Annotated in this window: 23 protein-coding genes and 1 other annotated feature; all 23 genes read left to right on the forward strand. The window is 27.6% G+C overall.

Annotated features, from left to right (window positions below; translation table 11 throughout):
- Nucleotides 1–243 precede the first annotated feature (243 nt).
- Complete coding sequence (locus TEGL_RS08720) at nt 244–651, forward strand: DUF3885 domain-containing protein (protein WP_018591198.1); 408 nt, start codon at nt 244–246, stop codon at nt 649–651.
- 27 nt (nt 652–678) lie between these two features.
- Nucleotides 679–825 carry a hypothetical protein gene (locus TEGL_RS08725; RefSeq protein ID WP_018591197.1) on the forward strand — a complete coding sequence of 49 codons (147 nt, stop codon included), beginning with the start codon at nt 679–681 and terminating at the stop codon, nt 823–825.
- Nucleotides 826–980: 155 nt separating this feature from the next.
- Complete coding sequence (locus TEGL_RS08730) at nt 981–1,493, forward strand: hypothetical protein (RefSeq protein ID WP_018591196.1); 513 nt, start codon at nt 981–983, stop codon at nt 1,491–1,493.
- Nucleotides 1,494–1,745: 252 nt separating this feature from the next.
- A complete protein-coding gene (locus TEGL_RS08735; RefSeq protein WP_018591195.1) occupies nt 1,746–3,533 on the forward strand; it encodes an aminopeptidase P family N-terminal domain-containing protein in 1,788 nt (595 codons plus the stop codon).
- Nucleotides 3,534–3,748: 215 nt separating this feature from the next.
- On the forward strand, nt 3,749–4,189 hold the full coding sequence (locus TEGL_RS08740) for a helix-turn-helix domain-containing protein (RefSeq protein ID WP_018591194.1): 441 nt from the start codon (nt 3,749–3,751) through the stop codon (nt 4,187–4,189).
- 80 nt (nt 4,190–4,269) lie between these two features.
- Complete coding sequence (locus tag TEGL_RS08745) at nt 4,270–5,127, forward strand: hypothetical protein (protein WP_018591193.1); 858 nt, start codon at nt 4,270–4,272, stop codon at nt 5,125–5,127.
- Between the two features lie 309 nt (nt 5,128–5,436).
- Nucleotides 5,437–5,784, forward strand: a complete 348-nt coding sequence (locus TEGL_RS08750; protein WP_018591192.1) for a TIGR04076 family protein — start codon at nt 5,437–5,439, stop codon at nt 5,782–5,784.
- A 37-nt stretch (nt 5,785–5,821) separates the two neighbouring features.
- Nucleotides 5,822–6,589: a 4Fe-4S binding protein gene (locus TEGL_RS08755; protein ID WP_018591191.1), complete on the forward strand. Its 768-nt coding sequence runs from the start codon at nt 5,822–5,824 to the stop codon at nt 6,587–6,589.
- A gap of 466 nt (nt 6,590–7,055) precedes the next feature.
- Nucleotides 7,056–8,552: a WD40/YVTN/BNR-like repeat-containing protein gene (locus TEGL_RS08760; RefSeq protein WP_018591189.1), complete on the forward strand. Its 1,497-nt coding sequence runs from the start codon at nt 7,056–7,058 to the stop codon at nt 8,550–8,552.
- 60 nt (nt 8,553–8,612) lie between these two features.
- Nucleotides 8,613–9,155 (forward strand): hypothetical protein, encoded by a 543-nt coding sequence (locus TEGL_RS08765; protein WP_018591188.1) that lies wholly within the window; start codon nt 8,613–8,615, stop codon nt 9,153–9,155.
- A gap of 22 nt (nt 9,156–9,177) precedes the next feature.
- Entirely contained in the window at nt 9,178–9,345 is a 168-nt protein-coding gene (locus TEGL_RS08770; protein ID WP_018591187.1) for a hypothetical protein, read from the forward strand.
- Between the two features lie 114 nt (nt 9,346–9,459).
- Nucleotides 9,460–9,873, forward strand: coding sequence for a hypothetical protein (locus tag TEGL_RS08775; RefSeq protein ID WP_018591186.1), 414 nt, complete (start codon nt 9,460–9,462; stop codon nt 9,871–9,873).
- 506 nt (nt 9,874–10,379) lie between these two features.
- Nucleotides 10,380–10,583, forward strand: coding sequence for a hypothetical protein (locus tag TEGL_RS08780; protein ID WP_018591185.1), 204 nt, complete (start codon nt 10,380–10,382; stop codon nt 10,581–10,583).
- A gap of 48 nt (nt 10,584–10,631) precedes the next feature.
- Nucleotides 10,632–11,813, forward strand: a complete 1,182-nt coding sequence (locus tag TEGL_RS08785; RefSeq protein WP_018591184.1) for a S41 family peptidase — start codon at nt 10,632–10,634, stop codon at nt 11,811–11,813.
- A gap of 162 nt (nt 11,814–11,975) precedes the next feature.
- Nucleotides 11,976–13,499, forward strand: coding sequence for a murein biosynthesis integral membrane protein MurJ (gene murJ / locus TEGL_RS08790; RefSeq protein WP_018591183.1), 1,524 nt, complete (start codon nt 11,976–11,978; stop codon nt 13,497–13,499).
- Nucleotides 13,500–13,592: 93 nt separating this feature from the next.
- Nucleotides 13,593–13,985, forward strand: a complete 393-nt coding sequence (locus TEGL_RS08795) for a hypothetical protein (protein WP_018591182.1) — start codon at nt 13,593–13,595, stop codon at nt 13,983–13,985.
- A gap of 431 nt (nt 13,986–14,416) precedes the next feature.
- Nucleotides 14,417–14,767, forward strand: coding sequence for a hypothetical protein (locus TEGL_RS08800; RefSeq protein WP_018591181.1), 351 nt, complete (start codon nt 14,417–14,419; stop codon nt 14,765–14,767).
- A 309-nt stretch (nt 14,768–15,076) separates the two neighbouring features.
- Nucleotides 15,077–16,195, forward strand: coding sequence for an aldo/keto reductase (locus tag TEGL_RS08805; RefSeq protein ID WP_018591180.1), 1,119 nt, complete (start codon nt 15,077–15,079; stop codon nt 16,193–16,195).
- Nucleotides 16,196–16,492: 297 nt separating this feature from the next.
- The gene (locus TEGL_RS08810; RefSeq protein WP_018591179.1) at nt 16,493–16,819 is read left to right on the forward strand and encodes a PadR family transcriptional regulator; all 327 of its coding nucleotides are present in this window, start codon (nt 16,493–16,495) and stop codon (nt 16,817–16,819) included.
- A complete protein-coding gene (locus TEGL_RS08815; RefSeq protein WP_018591178.1) occupies nt 16,806–18,116 on the forward strand; it encodes a DUF2812 domain-containing protein in 1,311 nt (436 codons plus the stop codon). Before TEGL_RS08810 ends, TEGL_RS08815 begins: the two co-directional genes overlap by 14 nt.
- 110 nt (nt 18,117–18,226) lie before the next feature.
- Nucleotides 18,227–18,466 (forward strand) — a binding site (T-box leader).
- Between the two features lie 255 nt (nt 18,467–18,721).
- Nucleotides 18,722–19,846: an alanine/ornithine racemase family PLP-dependent enzyme gene (locus TEGL_RS08820; RefSeq protein WP_018591177.1), complete on the forward strand. Its 1,125-nt coding sequence runs from the start codon at nt 18,722–18,724 to the stop codon at nt 19,844–19,846.
- A gap of 75 nt (nt 19,847–19,921) precedes the next feature.
- Nucleotides 19,922–21,301: a YjiH family protein gene (locus TEGL_RS08825; protein ID WP_018591176.1), complete on the forward strand. Its 1,380-nt coding sequence runs from the start codon at nt 19,922–19,924 to the stop codon at nt 21,299–21,301.
- Between the two features lie 165 nt (nt 21,302–21,466).
- A complete protein-coding gene (locus tag TEGL_RS08830; protein WP_020573095.1) occupies nt 21,467–22,864 on the forward strand; it encodes a protein kinase family protein in 1,398 nt (465 codons plus the stop codon).
- Nucleotides 22,865–22,967: the final 103 nt, after the last annotated feature.

A 22,967-nucleotide genomic window follows, 5' to 3' on the forward strand; every position in this document is an offset into this window, starting at 1 on the left:
AAAATACAATCAAAAGAGTATTTTACTATAATATAAGTATAAAAAAGTTGCTTTTCGAAGCAACTTTTTAATTCTCTAAAAGACCATTACTCTAAAGACCTATTTTAACTCGTTATGCTATAATACAATAAATGTTGCAATTAATATTTTAATGCAATAATAAATTTGCAGTAGAAATGGATAGGTGTGCTAATTAGATGAAATATGATTTTATATATTAAAGATATGGAATAAAATGTTATTATGCTTGGCAATACAACTCCAAATTATTTATATGAGATAATTAGTCATCATAAACTTGAAGAAACTATTAAGTATACATATGATGAAGATATAAATAAAGAAGGTAATACAATAGAAATTAAATATCCATATAAAGTAAAAATATTAAGTAGTACGGTATCTTCAATACCATATAAAGAAATTTTACAAGGAATAGCTAACTATGAACAAGGTAGAGAGCCATCAATTTGTCAAAGTGTTTATTTTATAAATATAAATAAGAATATTATCTTTAATATGTATGATGATAGAGGATGTATTATTTTTTCAAATTCAAAAGATAGGTTAATTAACTTGTATCAAAGGTATAATGAATGGTTAGTTGATTACTGGCGTGTATATATTGATAATATATTTAAGGAAATATAGAAATAGGAATTTGAAGGAGCAGAAAATATGAAAAATGAAAATATAAGTTATCTAGGATTAGGATTATGCTTTGGCGTTACTTTCGGTTTAGTATTTAAAAATTTAGCGATTGGTTTGTCTCTTGGTTTACTTATTGGAGTAGTACTCGATAGTAATAAACGCAAGAATAAATAAAATTTATATAATGAAGTATATCTAAAAATAGGAATTTGGCAGTGATGTTTTTGTTATTTAAAGTGTCAACTAGAACAGATATTTTTGTGAACACTTTAAATATTACTAATTGAGGGGGTTATTAATTTTGATATACTTAATTTAGGGGTGAGATTATGAGCTTTAGTTTTATAAATTTTATAATATATCCGTTAGTATATATTATATTTATGCCTGTGTTGGCATTTATTCATGAACTTGGTCATGCTATACCAGCTTTAATATTCACAAAAAATGAAGTTAGTGTAAACATCGGAAATTATAATTTGATAAAGAAAGTAAAACTAAATAGGTTAGTCATAAATATTTATGGATACAGGTCTATAATGGATGTATCTTACGCTTATGTTAATTGGGAAACTCTAGAAAGTAAATTCAAATCAATTATAATGATTGCAGGTGGTCCGATAGCATCTTTATGTACTTCAATTGTATTATATCTCACTTTAGAAATAATACAATTACCTTATTTGATAATGAAAATATTTAATGGGATACTACTATGTAGTATAGGTCAATTTATAGTAACTGCATTGCCAATGAAGTATAGCGATAATGGTCCGTACAAAGGGTTTACAAGTGATGGATATAAAATAGAACAATGGTTAAAGATGAAAAATACAAATTAGATATCCAGTTAAAAATATATGCTTTATTAGTGCTCCACATTAATATATTTACCTATATTATTTTGTAGATTTAATGTTGACTTATAAATAATTGGTGCTACAATTTAATTGCTATAATGCAATATGGTATTAGTTGATTCTTTTAATGCATTTCTTAACTTATAAAGTTATATAAATTAAAAGTTACATTTAAGAAAAAACTATATGATTTAGTAGAAGACAATAAAAATAAAAAAGAAGAGGGAATATGAGATGAATATAGTAGAAAGAATTGAAAACTTACGTAAAGTTATGCAAGAAAAAAACATTGATGCTTACATAGTACCTACTGCTGATTTTCACCAAAGTGAATATGTGGGAGAGTATTTTAAATCTAGAAAATTCATCACTGGATTTTCAGGATCTGCTGGTACAGCAATTATAACAAAGACTGAGGGTCGCCTTTGGGTAGATGGAAGATATTTTATACAAGCAGCTAAACAACTTGAAGGAACTACAGTTGAGTTAATGAGAATGGGTGAACCAGGAGTTTTAACTATAGAGGAATATTTAAAAGAAACATTAAAATCTGGAGAAACATTAGGTTTTGATGGACGTGTAGTATCAGTAGGAGAAGGTCAAGAATATGAAAAAATCGCAAAAGCAAATCATGCAAAAGTTGATTATAATGAAGACCTTATAAGTGAAATTTGGAATGATAGACCAGTTCTTTCAAAAGAGCCAGCATTTGCATTGGACGTTAAATATACAGGTGAATCAACATCAGACAAATTAAAAAGAATTAGAGAAGAAATGGATAAAGCAGGGGCATCTATTCATGTTCTTACAACTTTAGATGACATATGTTGGACATTAAATATTAGAGGAAATGATATTGAGTTCTTCCCACTAGTTCTTGCATATGCAATAATTACTAAAGATACTGTTGAGTTATACATTGATGAGAATAAATTAGATGATGAGATGAAAGCAAATCTTGCTAAAGACTCTGTTGTACTTCATCCATACAATAATGTATATGAAGATGCAAGAAAAATTGGAGAAAATGAAGTTGTACTTCTTGATCCATCAAAAGTAAACTATGCTCTTTATAATAATATTCCATCAAATGTATTAAAAGTAGAACAAAGAAATCCGGAGATTTTATTCAAAGCTATCAAAAATCCAGTAGAGATTGAAAACATAAAAAAAGCACAAATTAAAGACAGTGTTGCCCATGTAAGATTTATGAAATGGTTAAAAGAAAATGTGGCAAAAACTAAAATTACTGAAATTAGTGCATCTGAAAAATTAGACCAACTTCGTGATGAAATGGGTAACTTTATACGCCCAAGTTTTGAACCAATATCTTCTTTTGGAGAGCATGGTGCAATAGTTCACTATGTATCAAGTCCAGAAACTGATGTTGAATTAAAAGAAGGAAGCTTATACCTATCAGATACAGGTGCAGGTTTTTATGAAGGGTCTACTGATATAACAAGAACTTTCGCTCTTGGGGAAATTTCACAGGAAATGAAAGATAACTTTACACTAGTTGCAATCAGTAATATGCAGCTTGGAAGTGCTAAATTCTTAGAAGGATGCACAGGTATGACACTTGATATGCTTGCAAGAAAACCATTCTGGGATAGAGATATGAACTTCAACCATGGTACAGGTCATGGTGTGGGCTATCTTTTAAATATTCACGAGGGTCCAACAGGATTCCGTTGGCAATACCGTAAAGGAGAAATAGAACCATTCCATGCAGGTATGATTATAACAAATGAACCTGGTATTTATATTGAAGGTTCTCATGGTATACGTTTAGAAAATGAATTACTTTGCAAAAAAGGTACTGAAAATGCATATGGACAATTTATGTATTTTGAAGCAATAACATTTATTCCAATGGATTTAGACGCAATCAATCCAGATATAATGACAGCTGAAGACAAGAAACTATTAAATAATTATCACCAAGAAGTATTTGAAAAAATATCACCATTCTTAAATGAAGAAGAAACTGAGTGGTTAAAAAAATATACAAGAGCAATCTAATTAATAAATACACTTTTCAGTGGTATATCGCTGGAAAGTGTATTTTTAATTTATCCATAGTCGAATGCAAATATCAAGCATTTGTATTTATATAAATTCATTAGATGTTAAGTCTAATTGACAAAATTCCAAATTCAATTGGTAGAAAATAATTTATCCCTAAAGTATACTATACCTACAAGTTAACTTTGAAGAAATGAAAGGATGTAATTATTATGTTATTAGGAGATAAAATATTAAGTTTGCGCAAAAAGGCAGGCTTATCTCAAGAAGAAGTTGCTAACAGATTAAATGTATCTAGACAAACTGTAAGTAAGTGGGAAGTAAATCAAACAGTTCCTGAGTTAAAAAATATTAAATTACTAAGTCAGCTATATAATGTAAGTTATGATTATCTTATAAGTAAGAGTAATCCAAGTGGTGATATTACGAGTATAGAAATGATAGTTGATGAAATTGATTGGACTAGCGCATGGAGCAAAAAATATCCTATTTTAGATTCATATCAAGGAATGCAAAACATAAATACTTATTGCGAAAAAATATCAAAATTATACGATGAGTTCAAAGATGAATTTAATTTTAGCGACCAAGATACGGCCTTAGTTTTAAAAGATATCCTTTATAAAAAATATAAAATAGAAAAAAATAAGTAAATTAAATAACACCCTCTCTCAAAATAATAAAGTTCTACACATATAAATCAATTAATAATTTATATATGAGGGGGTGTAAAATGAGTGATAAAAAATTAGAAGAAAATCTTGGTGGAGCATTAAGATTTATAATAAAAAATTTTGGGAAAAATTCATTGTTAGACTCTACTCGTGTGAGTATAATGATAAATGAATTAAGACCAAATCTATCAGAAGAATCTGCATGGCTAAAAGAAGCACTGGATCTGGGCATAGGAGAGATTCTTTTAGACAATAAAAACATAAATGATTTAAATAGAATAATAGCCATAAATAAAGCGAGACTTATTATGGAAGAGAGTCATATTCCACAAAAAAGAATAAATTTCATATTGGAGAATTTGAAATATGGACTAAAATGGCCCCAATATATTAAAGTAAAAGATAAAAAAATACAAAAGTGTTTACTAGAGGGTAATTTAAATCATGAAGAAATTTTGCATGAACTCGATGATACTGATGAAAATAATATAAACTCTCAGGACTTACAAGAAAATGATCAGAGTTTAAGCTCAGAAAACAAAAAACATAATTACGTGATTCCTTTTTTTATATTAGTTTTTATAGGAATTATAGGTACAGCAATTTTCATAGGTTTAAACACAAGTAAGGTAGAAGTAAATGAAATCATATTTGATATGGAATATAAAAAAGATGAATCTACATATGTTTTTAAAAAGGGCGATTTTATAATAATGAATTTGACTCTTGAAAGTGATAAAGAAGAAAAGATAGATGAAAAAAAGCTTTCTTATGTTGTAGATGATACGTCCATTTGTAAAGTAAGTGATGAATTTGAAAAATGTAGGATAACAGGGATAGGTCTTGGAACTACTACTATTCATGTATACTACGGTAACAAGTTGATAAAAAATATAGATATATCATTTGAAAATTAATATGTTTTTTTCACTTATACAACATAGTATTGACATTATTTGTAGACAAAGGTTCAGACCATAGGTCAAACTATAACTAGAATTTAGTACTCCAATAATTTTGACATTCCAGTTGACATCAGACCTTATATATATATTTTGACAATGTGGAAGATTGTTTCTGAAGAGGAGATATCTTTGATGATAGAATAAGAAAGCCATTGATATAAAATCAGTGGCTTTTCTGCTATAATTAAGGGATAAATGGAAATTTGTAGCGGAGATTATTTATAAACAATGAGAAAATAAATTTGAGGTTGGAGGTTTATTATGAAAAAATGGTATGATGAGGAGTATGAATGGGAAATCGAGGTAATAGGGTTTCTGCGTGGTGACAGAACAGAGCATTATTGCCGAAATGGCGAGGAAATAGGAGATAAGTATACCTGCACCTATGGCTGTCCTGTTAATGCTGATGGACAGGGAATTTGCTCCAAAACTATGATGATTATGTTTCCTATAATGGAGGCTGTCAGAAGTGGTGGAGATTTAGAGAATATCGGCGGAACTAGTAAATATAGCAAAGATATTGTATGTCCAGATGGTTGCGTCATGTTCAGGCTTACGGCCAAGAAACTAGGTAATGAGAATTTTTATAAGGGAAAGTTTTTTGAGTAGTTTTGATTTTCAAATTTAGAGGGGAGATATAGCATATATGAAACTATTTAAAATATATTTTAGTCCCACAGGTGGAACTAAAAAAATAGCAGATTTAATAAGTGGACAATTTGATTTTGAAACAACAGAATTAGATTTGTCAAATAGCATGGAAGATTTTTCGAAATTTACATTTAGTGAAAAAGACCTTTGTATTATAGCAGTTCCATCTTTTGGTGGGCGTGTACCAATGTTAGCGATGTCTAATATTAAGAAGTTAAAGGGAAATGGATCAAAAGTTATTTTAGTAGCAACATATGGGAATAGAGCATATGAAGATGTATTGTTAGAATTGAAGGACACATTATCAACATTAGGATTTTTCTGCATTGCAGCAATTGCTTCAGTTACAGAACATTCAATTATGCATCAATTTGCCACTGGAAGACCAGACTTACAAGACAAAGAAGAATTAATAAAATTTTCTAGTGAGATTAAAGAAGTTCTGAAACAGGGAAAAGCTACTAAAGATTTATATGTACCGGGGAATAGTCCATATAAAGAATATAAGGTTATTCCTTTAGTTCCACAAGTGAGACAAGAATGTATAAAATGCGGTCTATGTGCTATAAAATGTCCAGTTGATGCTATTTCAAAAGATAATCCAATTTTGGTAGAGAAAGAAAAATGCATTTCCTGTATGCGTTGTGTAGCTATTTGTCCAAATAAAGCTCGAAGTGTAGATGAAGAGTTAATTTTGGCGATTTCAAAAAAATTAGAAAAGGTATGTTCAGAAAGAAAAATGAATGAACTATTTTTATATTAAAAAGATATAGGATCAGTATAATACTGAATCCTATATCTTTTATATTATTTATACTATTTTATTTTTGCCATTTCTTTCTTACTATTAAATAGTTTAAATACAAAAAATACCCCGCAAATTACTGACGACAATAAAAGAATTCCCTTTTTCATGACTATCTCTCCTTTTAAACTTTATTTACTTAATTTTATATGAAAAATGTTATAAGAAAAAGACTGTTTTTTATCGGGATTTTTAGATATAATGATAATGATGGGGTTTTATGTCGACATTATAGACCTATGGAGTATAGTTATATGTTCCATGGGTCTTTTTTAATTGCATGACACTTTAAAACCAATGAATAATGCGAAATGAAAATATTTTTGATATCATATAAATAAATAAGCAAATTTATGATTATAAAATATATTAAAATTTGATATACAAATATAGATTTAATCATATGAGAAAAGAGGAAGTACATATGAACAAAGTAAAACAAATACTCGTATCACTAATAACAAACCCAATCCTGCTTATGGCATACGGTTTTTTCTTTTATAAACTAGCTGAAATCTGCAAATATGGAAGACACAATTACAATCTTCAAATATTAATACTATTAACTATATTTTTCGTACTTGTTATTATAATTACATCTATTAAAATTATAAAAAATAAGAACAATCCAAGCAAACTAGCAACATCAAAACCTTGGATATACACATCCATAGCATTGATCATAGCAATTACATCCTTCTATGGGTACAACATATACAAAAGCTCAGTAAATTTTGGTGGAAAACTTTCATGGCTTATACTTAGGGCAAAAACAGAAAGAAGTGTTGAATTTGAACACAATAATTTTTACCAATATGGTGTGGCAGGAATTTTCAATGATATAAATGAAAAGTATCCTCTGCCAAAGAAATTATACATAAGCAATGAGTTTCAGCTAAAGTTTAACTCTGATGGAAAAATTACAGACTTATACGCTTTTGTTTATGGAAAAAATAAATATGGACAAGAGAAAAGTTACCTGATAACTTATGACAACAAATCAAATAAAATGACTCTAAGACTGGATGGAGTAGTGAATGGTGACTACAACGAAAACAAATTATTAGATCCTTTAGTAGAAACAGTAAGAGCGATTAATATAAAAAAATCCTACTTAAAAAATAATGAAAGAGAATATGGACTGCTTTATAGTGGCAAAAGAAGCTGGGGATATAATACAACAGGTCTTATAAATATTTATGAAGATGGTCATGAACTTAAACTGGAAGATATATATAATATGCATTTAGAAGAATTTAGTGGAGAAATAACTGGATATAGCGTATCTTTATATATTCCAAATAAGAAAGAAGAGATAACTCCTTTTAGATATAATTTAATAAATGATACAGACTGGAGTAAAAGTCAAAACATTCTTCCTGGAGGAAATCTTAATAAGGAAGAAGAAAAACCTGATGAATTTAATAATCCTAATAAATCAAGTAAAGAGGAATTTTACTTATCAGATAAAATAGGTTATAAACTAAATCCTGTGGATGCAGCTCTTGGAAGTACTTTTTATGAATTAATAAAAACTAGTGATGGTGGTGTTACATGGGAGAAAATAAATGAAAACCCATTTGGAGATGCTGTTGGAAGTATATATGGGATAAACTTTATAAATGAAAAACTTGGATTTATAGTTACCGTAAATAGATCTGGTGACAGTGCAACTTTATATCGTAGTGAAAATGGTGGGAAAACATTTAAGATAGTAGGGTTTAATCAAGGTGAAGAAAAGCTAGAAGGCGGTCTTACTACAAGCATTTTTGATTTTCCAACGGTGCCTTACAAAGAAGGTAGAGTGATAAAGATGATAGTAGGACAAGGTCAAGATGGTGACTATAAAGGAGATAAAGCTGTACTATACGAATCAAAAGATAATGGGAAAACATGGGCAAAATCTAAATCAACAATATAATAATGCTTTTATATATAAGTACCAGAAATATTAAATCTGAAAAATAAAAGGGAGAATATTATGAAGTATGAATATGAATTTAGTTTTGATGATTATGTATCTTATTTAAAAATGAACTTCAAATTAATGAAAGGGAAAAGTGTAATTGATAAAAAGCTTATACTAAGATTTGCATTAATTTATATATGCATAAGTTTAATACTAAGATTATTAGAGCTCAAACTTTTATGTAATATATTTATAATAGCTGTAGGCGCTGTATTTATTTTTTCTTCTATTATATTATCAAATCGTGTATTATCAACTAACCCAAAGATTTTTGCTAAAATAATGGCAAAAAAGAATCCTGAAATAATATATGCCAAAAGAACATTGGAAATAAAAGACAATCAATTTCTACTTCATGGCGCATCATCTGTTAAGGTGACAAATGAAAAAGACATAAAAGATATAATGATGGATGAAAATATTGTAGGAATAATATCAAATGAAAATATATTATGTGCATATGTTCCTCTTAGTGTTTTCAAAGATGAAGACGAAAAGAAAGATTTTATAAAAGTAATAAAAGATATGATAAGTGAAGGTAATGTATCAAATTAAAAGATGAACGAGGGGAATTTATATGAGTGAAGAGTTATTCTGGCCAATACTTATTATTTTAGGATGTTTATATTTATCATTTGTTCAAGTGAAAGAGTATAAAGCAAAAAGAAACTTAAAATCAAAAATAAAATTAATAGTAACAATAGCAACTATGCCACTAATACTTACTGCATGTGGCATGAAATAACCGTTGATGTAAAGAATGTAGATAATAAATATAGTTATAAATTATAAAAAAGTAAATAAATATACCCTAAATCTGATATAGATAAATAGGAATTTGGTGGGAGAATAAATTTTCATGGAAAAAGTAATGAAATATGGTTATGTATTTCTATTAGGCATATTTTTAATAGTAGGTCTATTGATATGTTTTGCAATAAAACAAGGTGATTCGAAATTAATACCAGTAGAGATAAAAAATAATGAGGTCATAATTATGAATAACGCTTATGGTGTTGATGATATTGTGAAAGTTGAATTATTAGATAAAGTAAGTCTTTCAGGAGGTTCTGGTTTTAATTCTGCAAACACAAACAACGGACGATATAAAGTTAATGGTGATAATTTTAAATCTAGGGTATGCATACATAAAAATGTAAGTCCATTTATAAGGCTTACAACTAAAAATTCGGTAATTGTATTTAATGAAGATAATTCAGATACTACAAAGAAAATTTTTAATCAGTTGATAGAACTAAAAAAGTCAGAATGATGATCAATATCGAGAAAAACACAAATATGAACGAATAACTAAATAATAGGAATTTGTATTAGAGGTGAAAATATGAAGTATAGTTGAACATGATAGAACTATTGGGAAATTTTTTCATAAACCTTTAGAAACTCTTCAATAACAGATTTTATTAACAGGAAGCAAGGAAGATGAATTTGCACAATTAAGTAAAAGATTTTTTGAGGAGTAAATTTATAAATTTCCAATTTATCGTATTGTTAAGGTGAGCAACATTAATATATAGACAACAACGTTTAGATCACATAAGTAGTGTTAATACTCATACTTGAGGTGATTAATATGATGTATATATTATCAATAGTATACATGCTAGTTTTTATTTACTGCATAGTATCAATTGTTGGACTATTGACGATTTATAGAAGTTTATAGAAGGATGCTTCTCCTAATGTGCAGAATTAAAGAGAAGAAAAATATCAAATGATAATGAAATTAATATATAAGAAAATACAAGGGGGATGCTAATGGAAAAAGATATAAATAAAGATGAGATTTTAAAAATAATGCAAAGACAAATGATTGCATTTTTAATTTTACTTATTGTAGTAGCTGGGGGATTTATATATTTGAGTCATCAAATATCTGAATTAGAACATAAAGTGAGAACTATAAATCATGAATTAGATTATACAAAAGGTAGGATTGAAAAATTAGAAAAAAAGCAATAGATTGATATTCTATAATAATAGAAAAATCTAATTTATATAGGGGGAACTATGAAACATAGAATTTTGATGATAGTTTTATTAATATCTTTGTTTACAGTTGGTTGTTCAAATACAAGTACAAATACATTATCAGAAGAGGAAAAATTAGCTGATTTTGAGCAATTGTATAATGAAGTTAAAGAGGGGTATCCATTTCTAGAAGTTAACAAAAGGCTGAACAATGTTGATTGGTTAAGTAAAAAGGAAGCTTTTAAGAAAAAAATTATAAACACTTCATCAGATCAAGAATTTGCAGATGAATTAAACAATGTAATGGGCGAGTTAAATAACAATCATACTTCTATAATTGATAACAAAGATCAATTTAATGAAATAAAAGAAATATATGAAAAATTTGGATGGTATGATTTTTTTGACGATTTAAATGTAAATAATATGTATGATTCATTAAAAAGTGAAAAGAACAGTGCAGGTGACAATTTTCAAGATATACAGTTAAAAGACTTAGTTAAAAATAAAATTGGATACATATCTATACCTCAAATGAATTCAGCCAATGGATCAATTGATGATGATATGAAAAGAATTGAATCCTATTTAAATAAAATAAACGACTACAAATCTCTTGTCATTGATATAAGAGGAAATTATGGTGGAACAGATGAATACTGGATTGAACTAGTATCTTTACTTTCAGACAAAGACTATAAATGTGGTGGATATAAATTATTTAGAAATAATTCAAATATAATCAATAATTATACCAAATTAAGAAAAGCAAAACTTAATGATATTAATAAACTACCTGATGATGTAGTAAATAATGCTCCAAAAGAAATAAAAAGTATGTTTACAAATTTTGAGTACAATGAATTAGTTGTAAAAGGGAAATCTAAAAAACCATTTAAAGGCAACATATACTTATTAGTTGACAAGCATGTATTTTCAGGAGCAGAATCATTTTCTATATTTTGTAAAGAACAAAATTTTGCCACAATAATTGGTTCTAAAACTGGTGGGGATGGATATATATATGATCCTGTTTTATTTAAGCTAAATAATAGCGGTCTTATTGTTAGAATGTCATCAACAATGTATCTAACTGAAAGTGGCATATGTGATGAAGAAGATAAAGTTACTCCTCATATAGAGGTGAAAGACACATCAAAAAACAATGTTAGTGATCAAGATGAATGTATAAGAGAAGTCTTAAAATTAGAAAACAAATAGTATTAAATATTACAATTACTTAAGGTGATAAAATGGAAAACAAGTTGAAATAAAAATAAAAGCTATCTATACTTAATAAAGTATCATAATGTATATTTAATTCTTGTTATAATGTGAAAAATTATTATACTTAAATAACTTAATATGAAAAGAGGTAGCTATATGTCTAAAGCAGTAAAATCAGTATCTATATTGTTTGTTGCCACAATAATATCAAAAGTTGTTGGATTTTTAAGAGACTTGGTTATTGGATATGTATACGGTATAGGTGTTATAGCTGATTCATATTTTATGGCTTTGAATATTATAACAATAGCATTTATAGCATTGCTAGGCGTTGCTATTCAAAGTACATACATGCCAATCTACACAGAGGTAGAAGGTAAAGAAGGAAGACAAAAAGCTCTAAAGTTTACAAGTAATATTATAAATATTATATTTATAACATCATTAATCGTAGTAGTTTTAGGCTGGTTTTTTACAGAACCACTAGTTAAATTATTTGCAACGGGTTTTGAGGGAGAAAGACTCCAACTTACAATGCAATTAACAAGAATCATTTTATTTTCAGTTGGCTTAGTATGTATAGCATACGTACTAAAAGCATACTTGGAAATACATGACTATTTTCTAGTTACAGGGTTAATGCCACTACCATACAATATTTCTATAATAATAGCTGTTTTACTTAGTAAAACTTTTGGTGTGGAAATTTTGGCATACGGAACTGTATTTGCATTTTTTGTTCAAATGGTATTTTTGATTCCATTTTGCTATAAAAAAGGATTTCGATACAAATTTAATATAAATTTACTTGATAAAAATGTAAAAAAAATGGGCTTAGCCATAGTTCCTGTATTAATAGGTGCATCAGCGTATCAAATAAATAGTTTGGTAGATAAAAATCTATCATCTTTTTTACCTACAGGATCTTTATCAGCATTAAATTTTGCCTATAAATTAAATATATTTGTTATAGGAGTGTTTGTTGCTTCCATTATAACAGTAATGTACCCAATATTCTCTAAATTAAGTGCAAACAGAAATTTAAAACAGCTAAAGATTACATTGTGTAAATCAATAAATTCAGTTATATTAATAACCATGCCCATTTCTGTTGGTGCATTTATATTATCTAAACCTATAGTAAAAGTGCTTTTTGAAAAAGGTGCCTTTGACTCAAATGCAACTATTATAACAGCTCAAGTATTATCCTGCTATGCTATAGGCATGGTTGCAAGTGGAATGAGAGACATTCTAGTAAGAGTATTTTACTCTTTACAAGATACTAAAATACCAATGAAGAACAGTATACTCTGTGTCATATGTAATATATTATTTAATCTAATATTAATTCAAACAATGAAAGTTTCAGGACTTGCCTTAGGTTCAAGTTTGGCTGCAATAGTAGCTGTATGTTTTTTAATTATTCAGCTTCGAAAGAAAATAGGAAAGTTTAATGCAATGAGTATTTTCATAACACTGCTAAAAACATTTGCAGCATCATGTGTAATGGCTTTTATAGTATTAAAATTATTTGCGAAAATATCCTTAATCAGTGAATTATTAGCATTGGCAGTTTCTGTTAGTATAGGTGCAGTTGCATATAGTATAATTGTATTAATTTTTAAGGTTGACTCAACTGATTATATTATTGGGATGGTCAAATCTAAAATAATAAAATAAAGTTTTTCTTTAACTTAATGATAACAAAGTAATATATCAATTGTGATACTATGTGAAAAATAAATATAACTTTATAGAAAAGGGGATTTTGAAATGCTATTATTGATTATAGTTTTTATTGGATCTTTAATATTGGCTTCAGGACTGTATCTTCTTATAAAAAACTGTAAGGGTGGAAGATACATCAAAGGATATGGATTACTTACTTATGCAGGAGTTGCAATTGTGATGCTTGGAGTGATTTTATTAATGGAACCTGTATTTACAAGCTTACCTGGGAATTTTCCTATAACATTACCATTAGTTATTGCTACATTAATTTGTATAATAGCAAGCAAATTATTACTAGAGCCAACTTTTTTAAAAAACAAAGTAAAAAGGGGCGTATTTATAAACAAATGTACTCAGTGTAATAAGAACTTTTCATTCTATGACAGATTAAAAGTTTTTATTACACTGAGTACATTTGAAATGTTCATATTGTAATGCAATTTATGAGCCTAAACACAATGTAGATAGAGGAATATATTTTGGCATTATTTTAATTGCAAATATAATTCTATTTAATCATATTATTATTTTAAATAATTTTATGCTACAAATTAAGTTGCAAATACTAATAATACTGATAACTTATCCTTTGTTTGATTTGATACCAAATAGATGGCAAAGATATGAAAAGATTAGTTAAAATTTTAAGCGCATATTGCCATAAAATTAATATAAATATGAATTTGAAGTAGGAGCAGATGTTCCTGCTTTTTGTTTTTAAGTGTATTATATTTGTTATTTCATAACAGACAATAATCTAACGATTCAGTAAGGAATATAATGTGTAGGAAAGTTTGTGATATTATTGTGTTGATGAATACATATAAAAAATTAAGAATTTAGTTAATCATAAGGAGTTGAATAATTTGAAGAAGAAAATGAAATATAAAGTAGTAATTCCAGTAGTTATTGTAGCAGGGTTACTATCTTACATATTTTTAACACCAATAGGAGCTTTGAGATTTGCAGTATTTAGACAAGCATTTACGTCATATGAAACGACTTTAAAAGGAAGACAAAATTTACTTTTATTATCAATAACTTTAAAGGTAGATTATAAGAGTTGTAGACGACCACCAGAAGCTGTAATAGAAGGAGATCAAACAGTATATGATTTGATAGACTATCCATTTGAACCACTTACACAGATGCCGTGGGATAGTTGGGTTATTACTAAGCATGGTATATTTTACTGGGGTGACTATTTTTCAGTATAATAAATGATAGTAAAATCTATAATTTAAATCAGTAATCATATTAAAAATATAGTTGTAGAAAGGATGAATAATTATAGACACTTTAAACGTATTTATTTCTATTGCTCTAATAATTGGAATTTTTATAATTATTATTGTATCATTTTATATTATAATAAAGGAATTTCTACATATGTATAAAGAATTAAAGGATAGATATAAATAAAAATCAATTAAAAACAGTTGACTTAGAGTTAACTCCAAGTGCTAGGATATAAATATGAAGTAAGAAAAATTTACTAAAAACATGTTTATAAAAAGGAGTGTACTATGAGTAAAAAACTAGGATTTGGATATATGAGATTACCAGTAACAAATAGCGAGGATCCAACAACTGTAAACTACGAAGAAGTAAATAAAATGGTAGATACATTTTTAGAGAGGGGATTTACTTACTTCGATACAGCATATATGTATCACAATTTTATAAGTGAAACAGTTATAAGAGAAACATTAGTAAAACGTCATCCTAGAGAAAGTTTTACACTAGCTACGAAAATGCCAACAATGTTTCTAAAAAAACAAGAAGATTTAGAAAGAATATTTAATGAACAATTAGAAAAATGTGGAGTAGACTATTTTGATTATTATCTAATACATAATTTAGGAGTTTCACATTATGAAATAGCCAAGAAATTTAAGGTATTTGAATTTGTTCAAAAGAAAAAAGAAGAAGGTAAAATAAAAAGTGCAGGATTTTCATTCCACGATAAAGCAGACTTATTGGAAGAAATATTAATAGCTCATCCAGAAGTAGATTTTGTTCAATTACAATTAAACTATATAGATTGGGACAATGAAAGTATACAATCTAGAAAATGTTACGAGATAGCCACAAATCACAATAAACCAGTAATTGTTATGGAACCAGTAAAAGGTGGAACATTGGCAAAAGTACCAGAGCCAGTAGAAAAACTATTTAAAGATTATCGTGAAGATATGTCTGTATCATCTTGGGCAATAAGATTTGCAGCAAGTCACGAAAATGTAATGATGGTACTAAGTGGCATGTCATCTATGGAGCAATTACTAGACAATACATCATATATGAAAAGTTTCCAACCATTAGATAAGGAAGAGTTAAATATTATAAATAAAGCAATAGAAATTATAAATAGATCAATAGATATATCTTGTACGTCATGTCAATATTGCGTAGAAGGATGTCCTAAAAACATCCCAATACCAAATTACTTTGCTCTTTATAATGCAGAAAAACAATCTGACAATAAAGGTTTCTCTACCCAAGGAATGTACTATGGAAACTACACAAAAACTTATGGTAAGGCATCTGATTGTATAGAATGTAAAAAATGTGAAAGTAGCTGTCCTCAACATATTGATATAACGAATGCATTAAAAAAAGTTGCAAAAACTTTTGAAAAATAGCAACAAAAGGCATCTTAAATAATATTTAAGGTGTCTTTCATTTTTTGGAAAAGATATATTTGAAGTATGCATAAATTTAATATTATAATAATAGAATTTATTGACAATATCGATACTCGATGTTAAACTTTAATTAAATATACAAATCAAAGACTTTTTTAAATATAATTATCGATACTCGATATTAATATGATTAATTTTAAGGTACAGCATTAATTATATTAGCAGTGATTTTTTATTTAGTAAAAATTATTAAAATAATTATAAATTAAAATTGAATAACTGGGAGGTTTTAAAATGGCTAGAAAGCAACTTCAGACACTATCAGAACCCATGTATTATATATTACTAGCCTTAACAAATGAATGTTGTGGTGTAGACATTATGAAAAAAGTCGAGCACATATCTGGAGGTAGAATATCAGTAGGACCCGGAACTTTATACGCCCTACTTGGCAAGTTTGAAAGTTCTGGTCTAATAAGGGAAACAGCAGTAGATGGAAGAAAGAGAAGTTATATAATAACCAAGGAAGGATATGAAGCTTTGAATAAAGAATACATGCGACTTAAATCCATGGTAGATGAAGGGGCAAAGTATATGGGAGGAAATCATGAGAATAAGTAAAAATATGCTTGTTGAATTTTTGTTTTTTAGAGAACATGAGTGTAAAGCTGTAGAAGAATATTTAGAAGAAAAAGCATTAGAAGGGTGGATGTTATCTCACAAAAGTTGTGGACTTTTTATCTTTAAAAAATCACCACCAGTTAAGTGTAAATTTGTAGTTGATAACTTTGCTGATAATATTAAAACTGGTTCTATACATGAATATTTAGAGTATTGTGAAGCAGGGGGATGGACATATTTATGTTCAAGTTATGGCAAATACCTTGTATTTTATACCAAAGATGAAAACATAACACCTATACATACTGATGAAGAAATGATAATAAAGAAAGTGCGTAAATCCATATTGATAAATATGATTTTTTATATTTTTATGTCTATAATATGGGTATATATTAGTTTATTTAAAACAGGTTATGGGTTTTTCACTGAAATATCAGACAATAATAGTTTATTTGTAATGATGGCTATTTTATTAGCAATATTTTTTTTTATATTCCAAACAATAAGAGATGGAATATGGTATTTTAAATCTAAAAAAGCCTTAAAGATGGGTGAAGATATAAATTATATTTCATGTAAATCATTTAAAATACAAAGTGCTTATGCAAAAGTTTTTCTAAGTATAGGTATCCTTATGATTTTAAGCTTAATAGGTGATGAGACAAATAATATAGCTTATGTATATATTTCTATTGTCACATTTTTACTTATCATTTTTATTATTAAATTTATAAACATAACATTATCAAAGTATAAAAAAGTAAGCAAAATATTAGGTACTATCATTTTTGTAGTTGGCGTATTTTTGTCTGCAAATATTTTTCTCACTGGAAAAGATATGGTAAATTATGTGGTAGATCCCAATCATCCAGTAATTATGAGTATAAATGATTTTGAAAATATTAAAATAAAAAATACTAATTTATATTATGCAAGATCAGAATCTTTCCTTGCTAGTAATTATAAATATTATTATGATAAATTTAATAATGTTGAATATTATGACTATCTTTCTGACCATAGTAAAGAATATTTTGATTATGAAATATGTAAAAGTAAATATGAATGGGTATTAGACAAGATTTTCAATTCTTATTTAAAGCTTTATAAGTATCATGATTATGTTGAAGTAAAAGATAAGGACTGGGGTGCTATAAAAGTTTATAAAAACAATAAAGAAAAGAATGGGTATCTACTTAGATATAAAGACCGAGTTATTTCCGTTTCAGGAAGTATAGATTTTACTAAAGAAAATAAAAAATTTATTAAAGATAAGTGCCTTGCATGGCAGTAAAGCAAATAAGTTACAAGAAAATATATGTTTTAATTATATATAATAAAAAAATAATATATTGACAATATAAAAAAACACAATTACAATAATAATTAACAAATAGAGATAAATTAAATTCGATGAAAAAGAAAGTAGATATAATTCATGTTTCAGCGAGCTGGGGTTGGTGGAAGCCTGGCAACAATGTTTGTATTGAAGAGAGCTTTGGAGAAGAATATCTGAATTAATAGTAGGATATTAGGTACATCCCGCCTTAAGGGATTAGAGTGGATAAGTTTTATTCGCAGCAAATTTTGAGTGTAGCGAATTTTATCAATTAGAGTGGTAACGCGGAATATTTCGTCTCTTGGTTTTATAACCAAGGGACTTTTTTAATTGTGTAAAAAGTATTTTGCAAAAACACATAACTTAGAATAAACAAATTTGTCAGTTTGCATTTGTCAAAAACTGAAAATTTATAAAATTCTGAAATGCTAATTGAGAACTTATCAATAAGAGTGGTAACACGGAATATTTCGTCTCTTGGTTTTTAAAGCCAGGAGACTTTTTTTGTAGGAAATTATATCTTCAAAGTAAATGAATCTATCAAAAAGGGGGAAAAGATTATGGATACTAAACAACAATATCCAATTTTAGAAATAAATCTTAATAAAATAGCAGATAACACAAAATACTTGGTAGATTTATGTAATGAAAATAACATAAGTATTGCAGGAGTTATCAAAGGGGTAAATGCACAGCAAGAAGTAGTAGATGTGTTAGCAGATGGAGGATGTAAATATTTAGCAAGCTCTAGAATAGAACAATTAATTGGGTTAAAAGAAAAAAACATTGAAAAAGAAACTATGCTAATAAGAATGCCTATGAAACATGAAGTTAAAGAAGTAGTTAAACATATTGATATATCTTTAAATTCAGAAATCAAAACAATAAACTTGCTAGAAAAAGAGTGCAAGAAGCAAAAGAAAGAACATAAGATAATTCTTATGATGGATCTAGGTGATTTGAGAGAAGGATTTTTTGATAAAGATGAACTTATTGATACTACTTTATACATTGAAAATAATTTAGAATATGTAAAGTTATATGGAATAGGCACAAATTTAAGTTGCTATGGATCAATTAAACCATCATATGAGAATTTAAGTTATTTATGTGAAATAGCAGAGGAAGTTGAAAATAAAATTGGTAGAAAGTTAGACATAGTATCAGGGGGATCAACTACATCACTACCATTATTATTTGATAAGAAAATGCCATCTAAAATAAATAATCTACGAATAGGAGAAGCCTTAATTATAGGCAGAGATTTAATAGATTATTGGGGCTACGACTTAGATAAAATGCACAAAGACACTATGATTTTAAAAGCTGAAATAATAGAAATAAAAGAAAAGCCAACTTATCCAATTGGAGAAATGTTCTTAGATGCTTTTGGAAATAAACCTGAATATGAAGACAAAGGCATAAGAAAAAGAGCAATATTAGCCGTTGGAAAACAAGACTTTGTCAATGATAGAGACTTAGTTCCTTTGGAAGATGGGATAGAAATAGCAGGAAGCAGTAGTGATCATCTTATAGTAGATATACAAAACTCTAAGGTGGACTATCAAATAGGGGATATTATCAGCTTTGGAATGTTTTATTCAAATGCACTTTATTTAACATCATCAAAATACGTAAATAAACAATACATTCAATTGGAAGAATTGGAAAAGGAATACGCATAGAAATTATAAAAAATTATTGGAATAATTGAAATTATTTTAAAATTACAAAAAAGACAATTATATGGAGGAATTATTATGAATACAGAACAGAATTACACGTTAGAACAGTCGAGCAGCATCTTAAGATTTTTAAAGTTTTTTATACCGTCATTATTAGGATTATTTTTATTTATCATACCATTACCTTTTGGAGAAATATTTAATGTGGCAGATGTATCACCAGTAAATATAGGTGTTGGATTTATTTCAGAATTATTAAAACTTGCCATAGGCGATTATATACCAACTATATGTTTAGTGATAATTGTTGGATCAGCAGTTTTATCACTTGCAGCAAAGTTTATAAATATAAAAAATGAATTTTTCAAAAACATATTAGATGTACCACCATTTTGGTTATTCTTCAGAATAGTTGGAGCAGTATTCATGGTTATGATATACACAAATGTGGGACCGGAATTTATAATTTCTGAAGATACGGGTCATGTAATCTTAGGAATTATGCCAAGTTTAATAGCATTATTTTTAATAGCAGGATTTTTGCTTCCTTTAGTATTAGACTTTGGTTTAATGGATTTCTTCGGAACAATGATATCTAAATTTATGAGAACTTTATTCTTAGTTCCAGGAAGAGCTTCAGTAGATACTTTATCTTCATGGCTTGGAGATGCAACTTTAGGAATAATGATAACAAATACTCAGTATAAGCAAGGTTTCTATAACAAAAAAGAAAGTTGTATAATAGCAGTTTGTTTCTCGCTAGTTTCACTACCTTTCTCAACAGTTATAGCAGATCAATTAGGACTTATGGGTAAATTTGTACCATTTTATTTAACAGTTTGTGCAGCTTCACTTGTTTGTGCACTGATACTTCCAAGAATTTATCCTTTATGTAAAATAAAAAATGAAACTTACAACGATATTCCTTACGAAGTAGAAGAAATTAGTGAAGACGGTGGATTATTCAAACAAGGTTTAAACAATGCAATGAATAGAGCTGCAAAAGCACCAACTTTAAGTGAAATAATAGTAAATGGATTTAAGAATATAGTAGATATATATATAAGTTTAATACCACTAGTTTTAGCTTGGGGAACAATATCTTTAGCATTGGCTGAGTTTACTCCAATATTTACATGGATTTCATACCCAGTTATATTAATATTAGAATTATTTAAAATACCTAACGCAGCCGAGGCAGCACCAGCAGTACTTGTTGGATTTACAGATATGTTTATACCATCAGTAATGGTAAGTGGAGATGGGTTTGCAGAAATAACTAAATTTATAATAGGAGCATTATCTATTTCTCAATTAGTTTATATGACTGAAACAGGTGCAGTAATACTAAAATCAGAAATACCACTTAAATTGAAAGATTTAATGGTTTTATTCTTAATAAGAACAGTAATTTCCCTTTTAGTTATTACACCTATTGCACATATGTTATTTTAGATAAAATATAATAATTTATAAAAATGAGGGGCAGTGAAAACTGTCCCTCTTATAATTAAAAAAAATTATATGTAAAATTAAGGATTATTAATATAAATATTTACAAATATTATTAAATTGGTAAAATTATAATATGAAAGAATTTAGTAATTGAAGGGGAATGTAATGAAGTATTTTAATGAAACATATATAAAAAGAAGATTTGTGACAAGAAATGACTGGGCTGATACATATAAAGCCATTCATTCAAGTACAGAAGAAAAAGTAACGCTAAAAGTATTAGTAAGAAAAAGTAATGATGAGGAATATATTAATAATCTATTAAAAGAAGTAGAAATTTTGAAAAACATAAAAAATCCTAATTTGATTAATGTGAATAATATGTTTCAATATAGTGGATGTGGAAAAACATATTACTACATCGAAGGTGAATATTTTAAAGGAATTTCTTTAGAAGAAAAATTACAATCTGGAAAGTTAGAAGAACAAGAAGCTATTAAAATAGTTGAAACTGTGGCTGAAGGATTAAAAGAATTTCATAATAGAAATATACAATTTAATAATTTAAGCTTAAGTAATATTTTTATAAATTCTAAAGAAGTGGTTAAAACAGATGTTTTATCATATTTGGAAAACAAAAACTTTGTTGTACTATCTCATGATGAAACAGAAGAAATAGAAGAAAAAGTAGTAGAAGAAAAGAGATTTAATCCACAAAAAGATATTCATGATTTGGGTGTTATTTTATATGAGCTACTAACTGGAAAGCTAAGTTTTGAATCAAGAAATTACAAAAAACAAATTTCAAGTTCAAATTTAGTATCTATTATAGAAAAAGCTACAAATAGCAACTTAGAAAACAAATATAATAACATAAACAGATTTTTAGTAGATCTTAAATCTTACTCACAATATGGAGTGCTTAGTGAAGAAAGCTATGATGTCCAAGAAGAAATACCAAAGAAAAAGAAAAGAAAAAAAGGAAAAATAGGTAAGACTCTAGGTGTTTGTGCAGTAATTGCTTTAATAGGTGGAGCAGCTGTATACGGATATGACATAATAGAAAAAAACAAAAAAGATGAAGAAAGTAATGCAACAAAAATAGAAGAAACTACTAAACCAAAGGAAGAAGAGAAAAAAGTAGAAGATAAGAAAGAAGAGAAAACTGAGGAAGACAAAACTGGAAAATCTGAAAATAAAGATGATAAATCTACTCAGAAGAACTCTTCTACAAGTAAGTCAAATAAAAATAATAGTTCAACTACTACTTCTAAGAAAAAGAATAATTCAAGTGGTAGTTCAAGTAATAGTAGTAGTAATAACTCAAATAACGGTAACAGTAATACGAGTAAACCAAACAAGCCAAATAAGACAAGTAAACCAAGTAAACCAAGTAAACCTAGCAACAATGGAGGCTCAGGCAATACAACAAGTAAACCAGATAATGGAAGTGGTAGTGGGGACAAAGATACTGGTGTTAAACCACCACCAAGTGGTTCAAATAACAGTAATTCTGGTAGCGAAAATGAAAAAACAGAATCATCTGGTACAGAAAGCGAATAATTATAAAATAAGCTGTCATAGTATTTTCCATGACAGCTTATTTTTCTAGTTTTTACTAAACTATAAGATATAATTAGTAAACAGAAAATATATTTTTGGAGGA

The organism is Terrisporobacter glycolicus ATCC 14880 = DSM 1288, from assembly GCF_036812735.1.
In the GTDB taxonomy this organism is placed as follows: domain Bacteria; phylum Bacillota; class Clostridia; order Peptostreptococcales; family Peptostreptococcaceae; genus Terrisporobacter; species Terrisporobacter glycolicus.

Excerpts from the sequence above, each read along its gene's own strand:
- TEGL_RS08750 (WP_018591192.1), top strand. The coding sequence starts at position 5,437 with ATGAAAAAATGGTATGATGAGGAGTATGAATGGGAAATCGAGGTAATA.
- TEGL_RS08825 (WP_018591176.1), top strand. The coding sequence starts at position 19,922 with ATGAATACAGAACAGAATTACACGTTAGAACAGTCGAGCAGCATCTTA.
- TEGL_RS08765 (WP_018591188.1), top strand. The coding sequence starts at position 8,613 with ATGAAGTATGAATATGAATTTAGTTTTGATGATTATGTATCTTATTTA.
- TEGL_RS08760 (WP_018591189.1), top strand. The coding sequence starts at position 7,056 with ATGAACAAAGTAAAACAAATACTCGTATCACTAATAACAAACCCAATC.
- TEGL_RS08780 (WP_018591185.1), top strand. The coding sequence starts at position 10,380 with ATGGAAAAAGATATAAATAAAGATGAGATTTTAAAAATAATGCAAAGA.
- TEGL_RS08785 (WP_018591184.1), top strand. The coding sequence starts at position 10,632 with ATGAAACATAGAATTTTGATGATAGTTTTATTAATATCTTTGTTTACA.
- TEGL_RS08810 (WP_018591179.1), top strand. The coding sequence starts at position 16,493 with ATGGCTAGAAAGCAACTTCAGACACTATCAGAACCCATGTATTATATA.
- TEGL_RS08795 (WP_018591182.1), top strand. The coding sequence starts at position 13,593 with ATGCTATTATTGATTATAGTTTTTATTGGATCTTTAATATTGGCTTCA.
- TEGL_RS08775 (WP_018591186.1), top strand. The coding sequence starts at position 9,460 with ATGGAAAAAGTAATGAAATATGGTTATGTATTTCTATTAGGCATATTT.
- TEGL_RS08755 (WP_018591191.1), top strand. The coding sequence starts at position 5,822 with ATGAAACTATTTAAAATATATTTTAGTCCCACAGGTGGAACTAAAAAA.
- TEGL_RS08770 (WP_018591187.1), top strand. The coding sequence starts at position 9,178 with ATGAGTGAAGAGTTATTCTGGCCAATACTTATTATTTTAGGATGTTTA.
- TEGL_RS08815 (WP_018591178.1), top strand. The coding sequence starts at position 16,806 with ATGAGAATAAGTAAAAATATGCTTGTTGAATTTTTGTTTTTTAGAGAA.
- TEGL_RS08730 (WP_018591196.1), top strand. The coding sequence starts at position 981 with ATGAGCTTTAGTTTTATAAATTTTATAATATATCCGTTAGTATATATT.
- TEGL_RS08830 (WP_020573095.1), top strand. The coding sequence starts at position 21,467 with ATGAAGTATTTTAATGAAACATATATAAAAAGAAGATTTGTGACAAGA.
- TEGL_RS08725 (WP_018591197.1), top strand. The coding sequence starts at position 679 with ATGAAAAATGAAAATATAAGTTATCTAGGATTAGGATTATGCTTTGGC.
- TEGL_RS08740 (WP_018591194.1), top strand. The coding sequence starts at position 3,749 with ATGTTATTAGGAGATAAAATATTAAGTTTGCGCAAAAAGGCAGGCTTA.
- TEGL_RS08735 (WP_018591195.1), top strand. The coding sequence starts at position 1,746 with ATGAATATAGTAGAAAGAATTGAAAACTTACGTAAAGTTATGCAAGAA.
- TEGL_RS08745 (WP_018591193.1), top strand. The coding sequence starts at position 4,270 with ATGAGTGATAAAAAATTAGAAGAAAATCTTGGTGGAGCATTAAGATTT.
- TEGL_RS08720 (WP_018591198.1), top strand. The coding sequence starts at position 244 with ATGCTTGGCAATACAACTCCAAATTATTTATATGAGATAATTAGTCAT.
- TEGL_RS08805 (WP_018591180.1), top strand. The coding sequence starts at position 15,077 with ATGAGTAAAAAACTAGGATTTGGATATATGAGATTACCAGTAACAAAT.
- murJ (WP_018591183.1), top strand. The coding sequence starts at position 11,976 with ATGTCTAAAGCAGTAAAATCAGTATCTATATTGTTTGTTGCCACAATA.
- TEGL_RS08820 (WP_018591177.1), top strand. The coding sequence starts at position 18,722 with ATGGATACTAAACAACAATATCCAATTTTAGAAATAAATCTTAATAAA.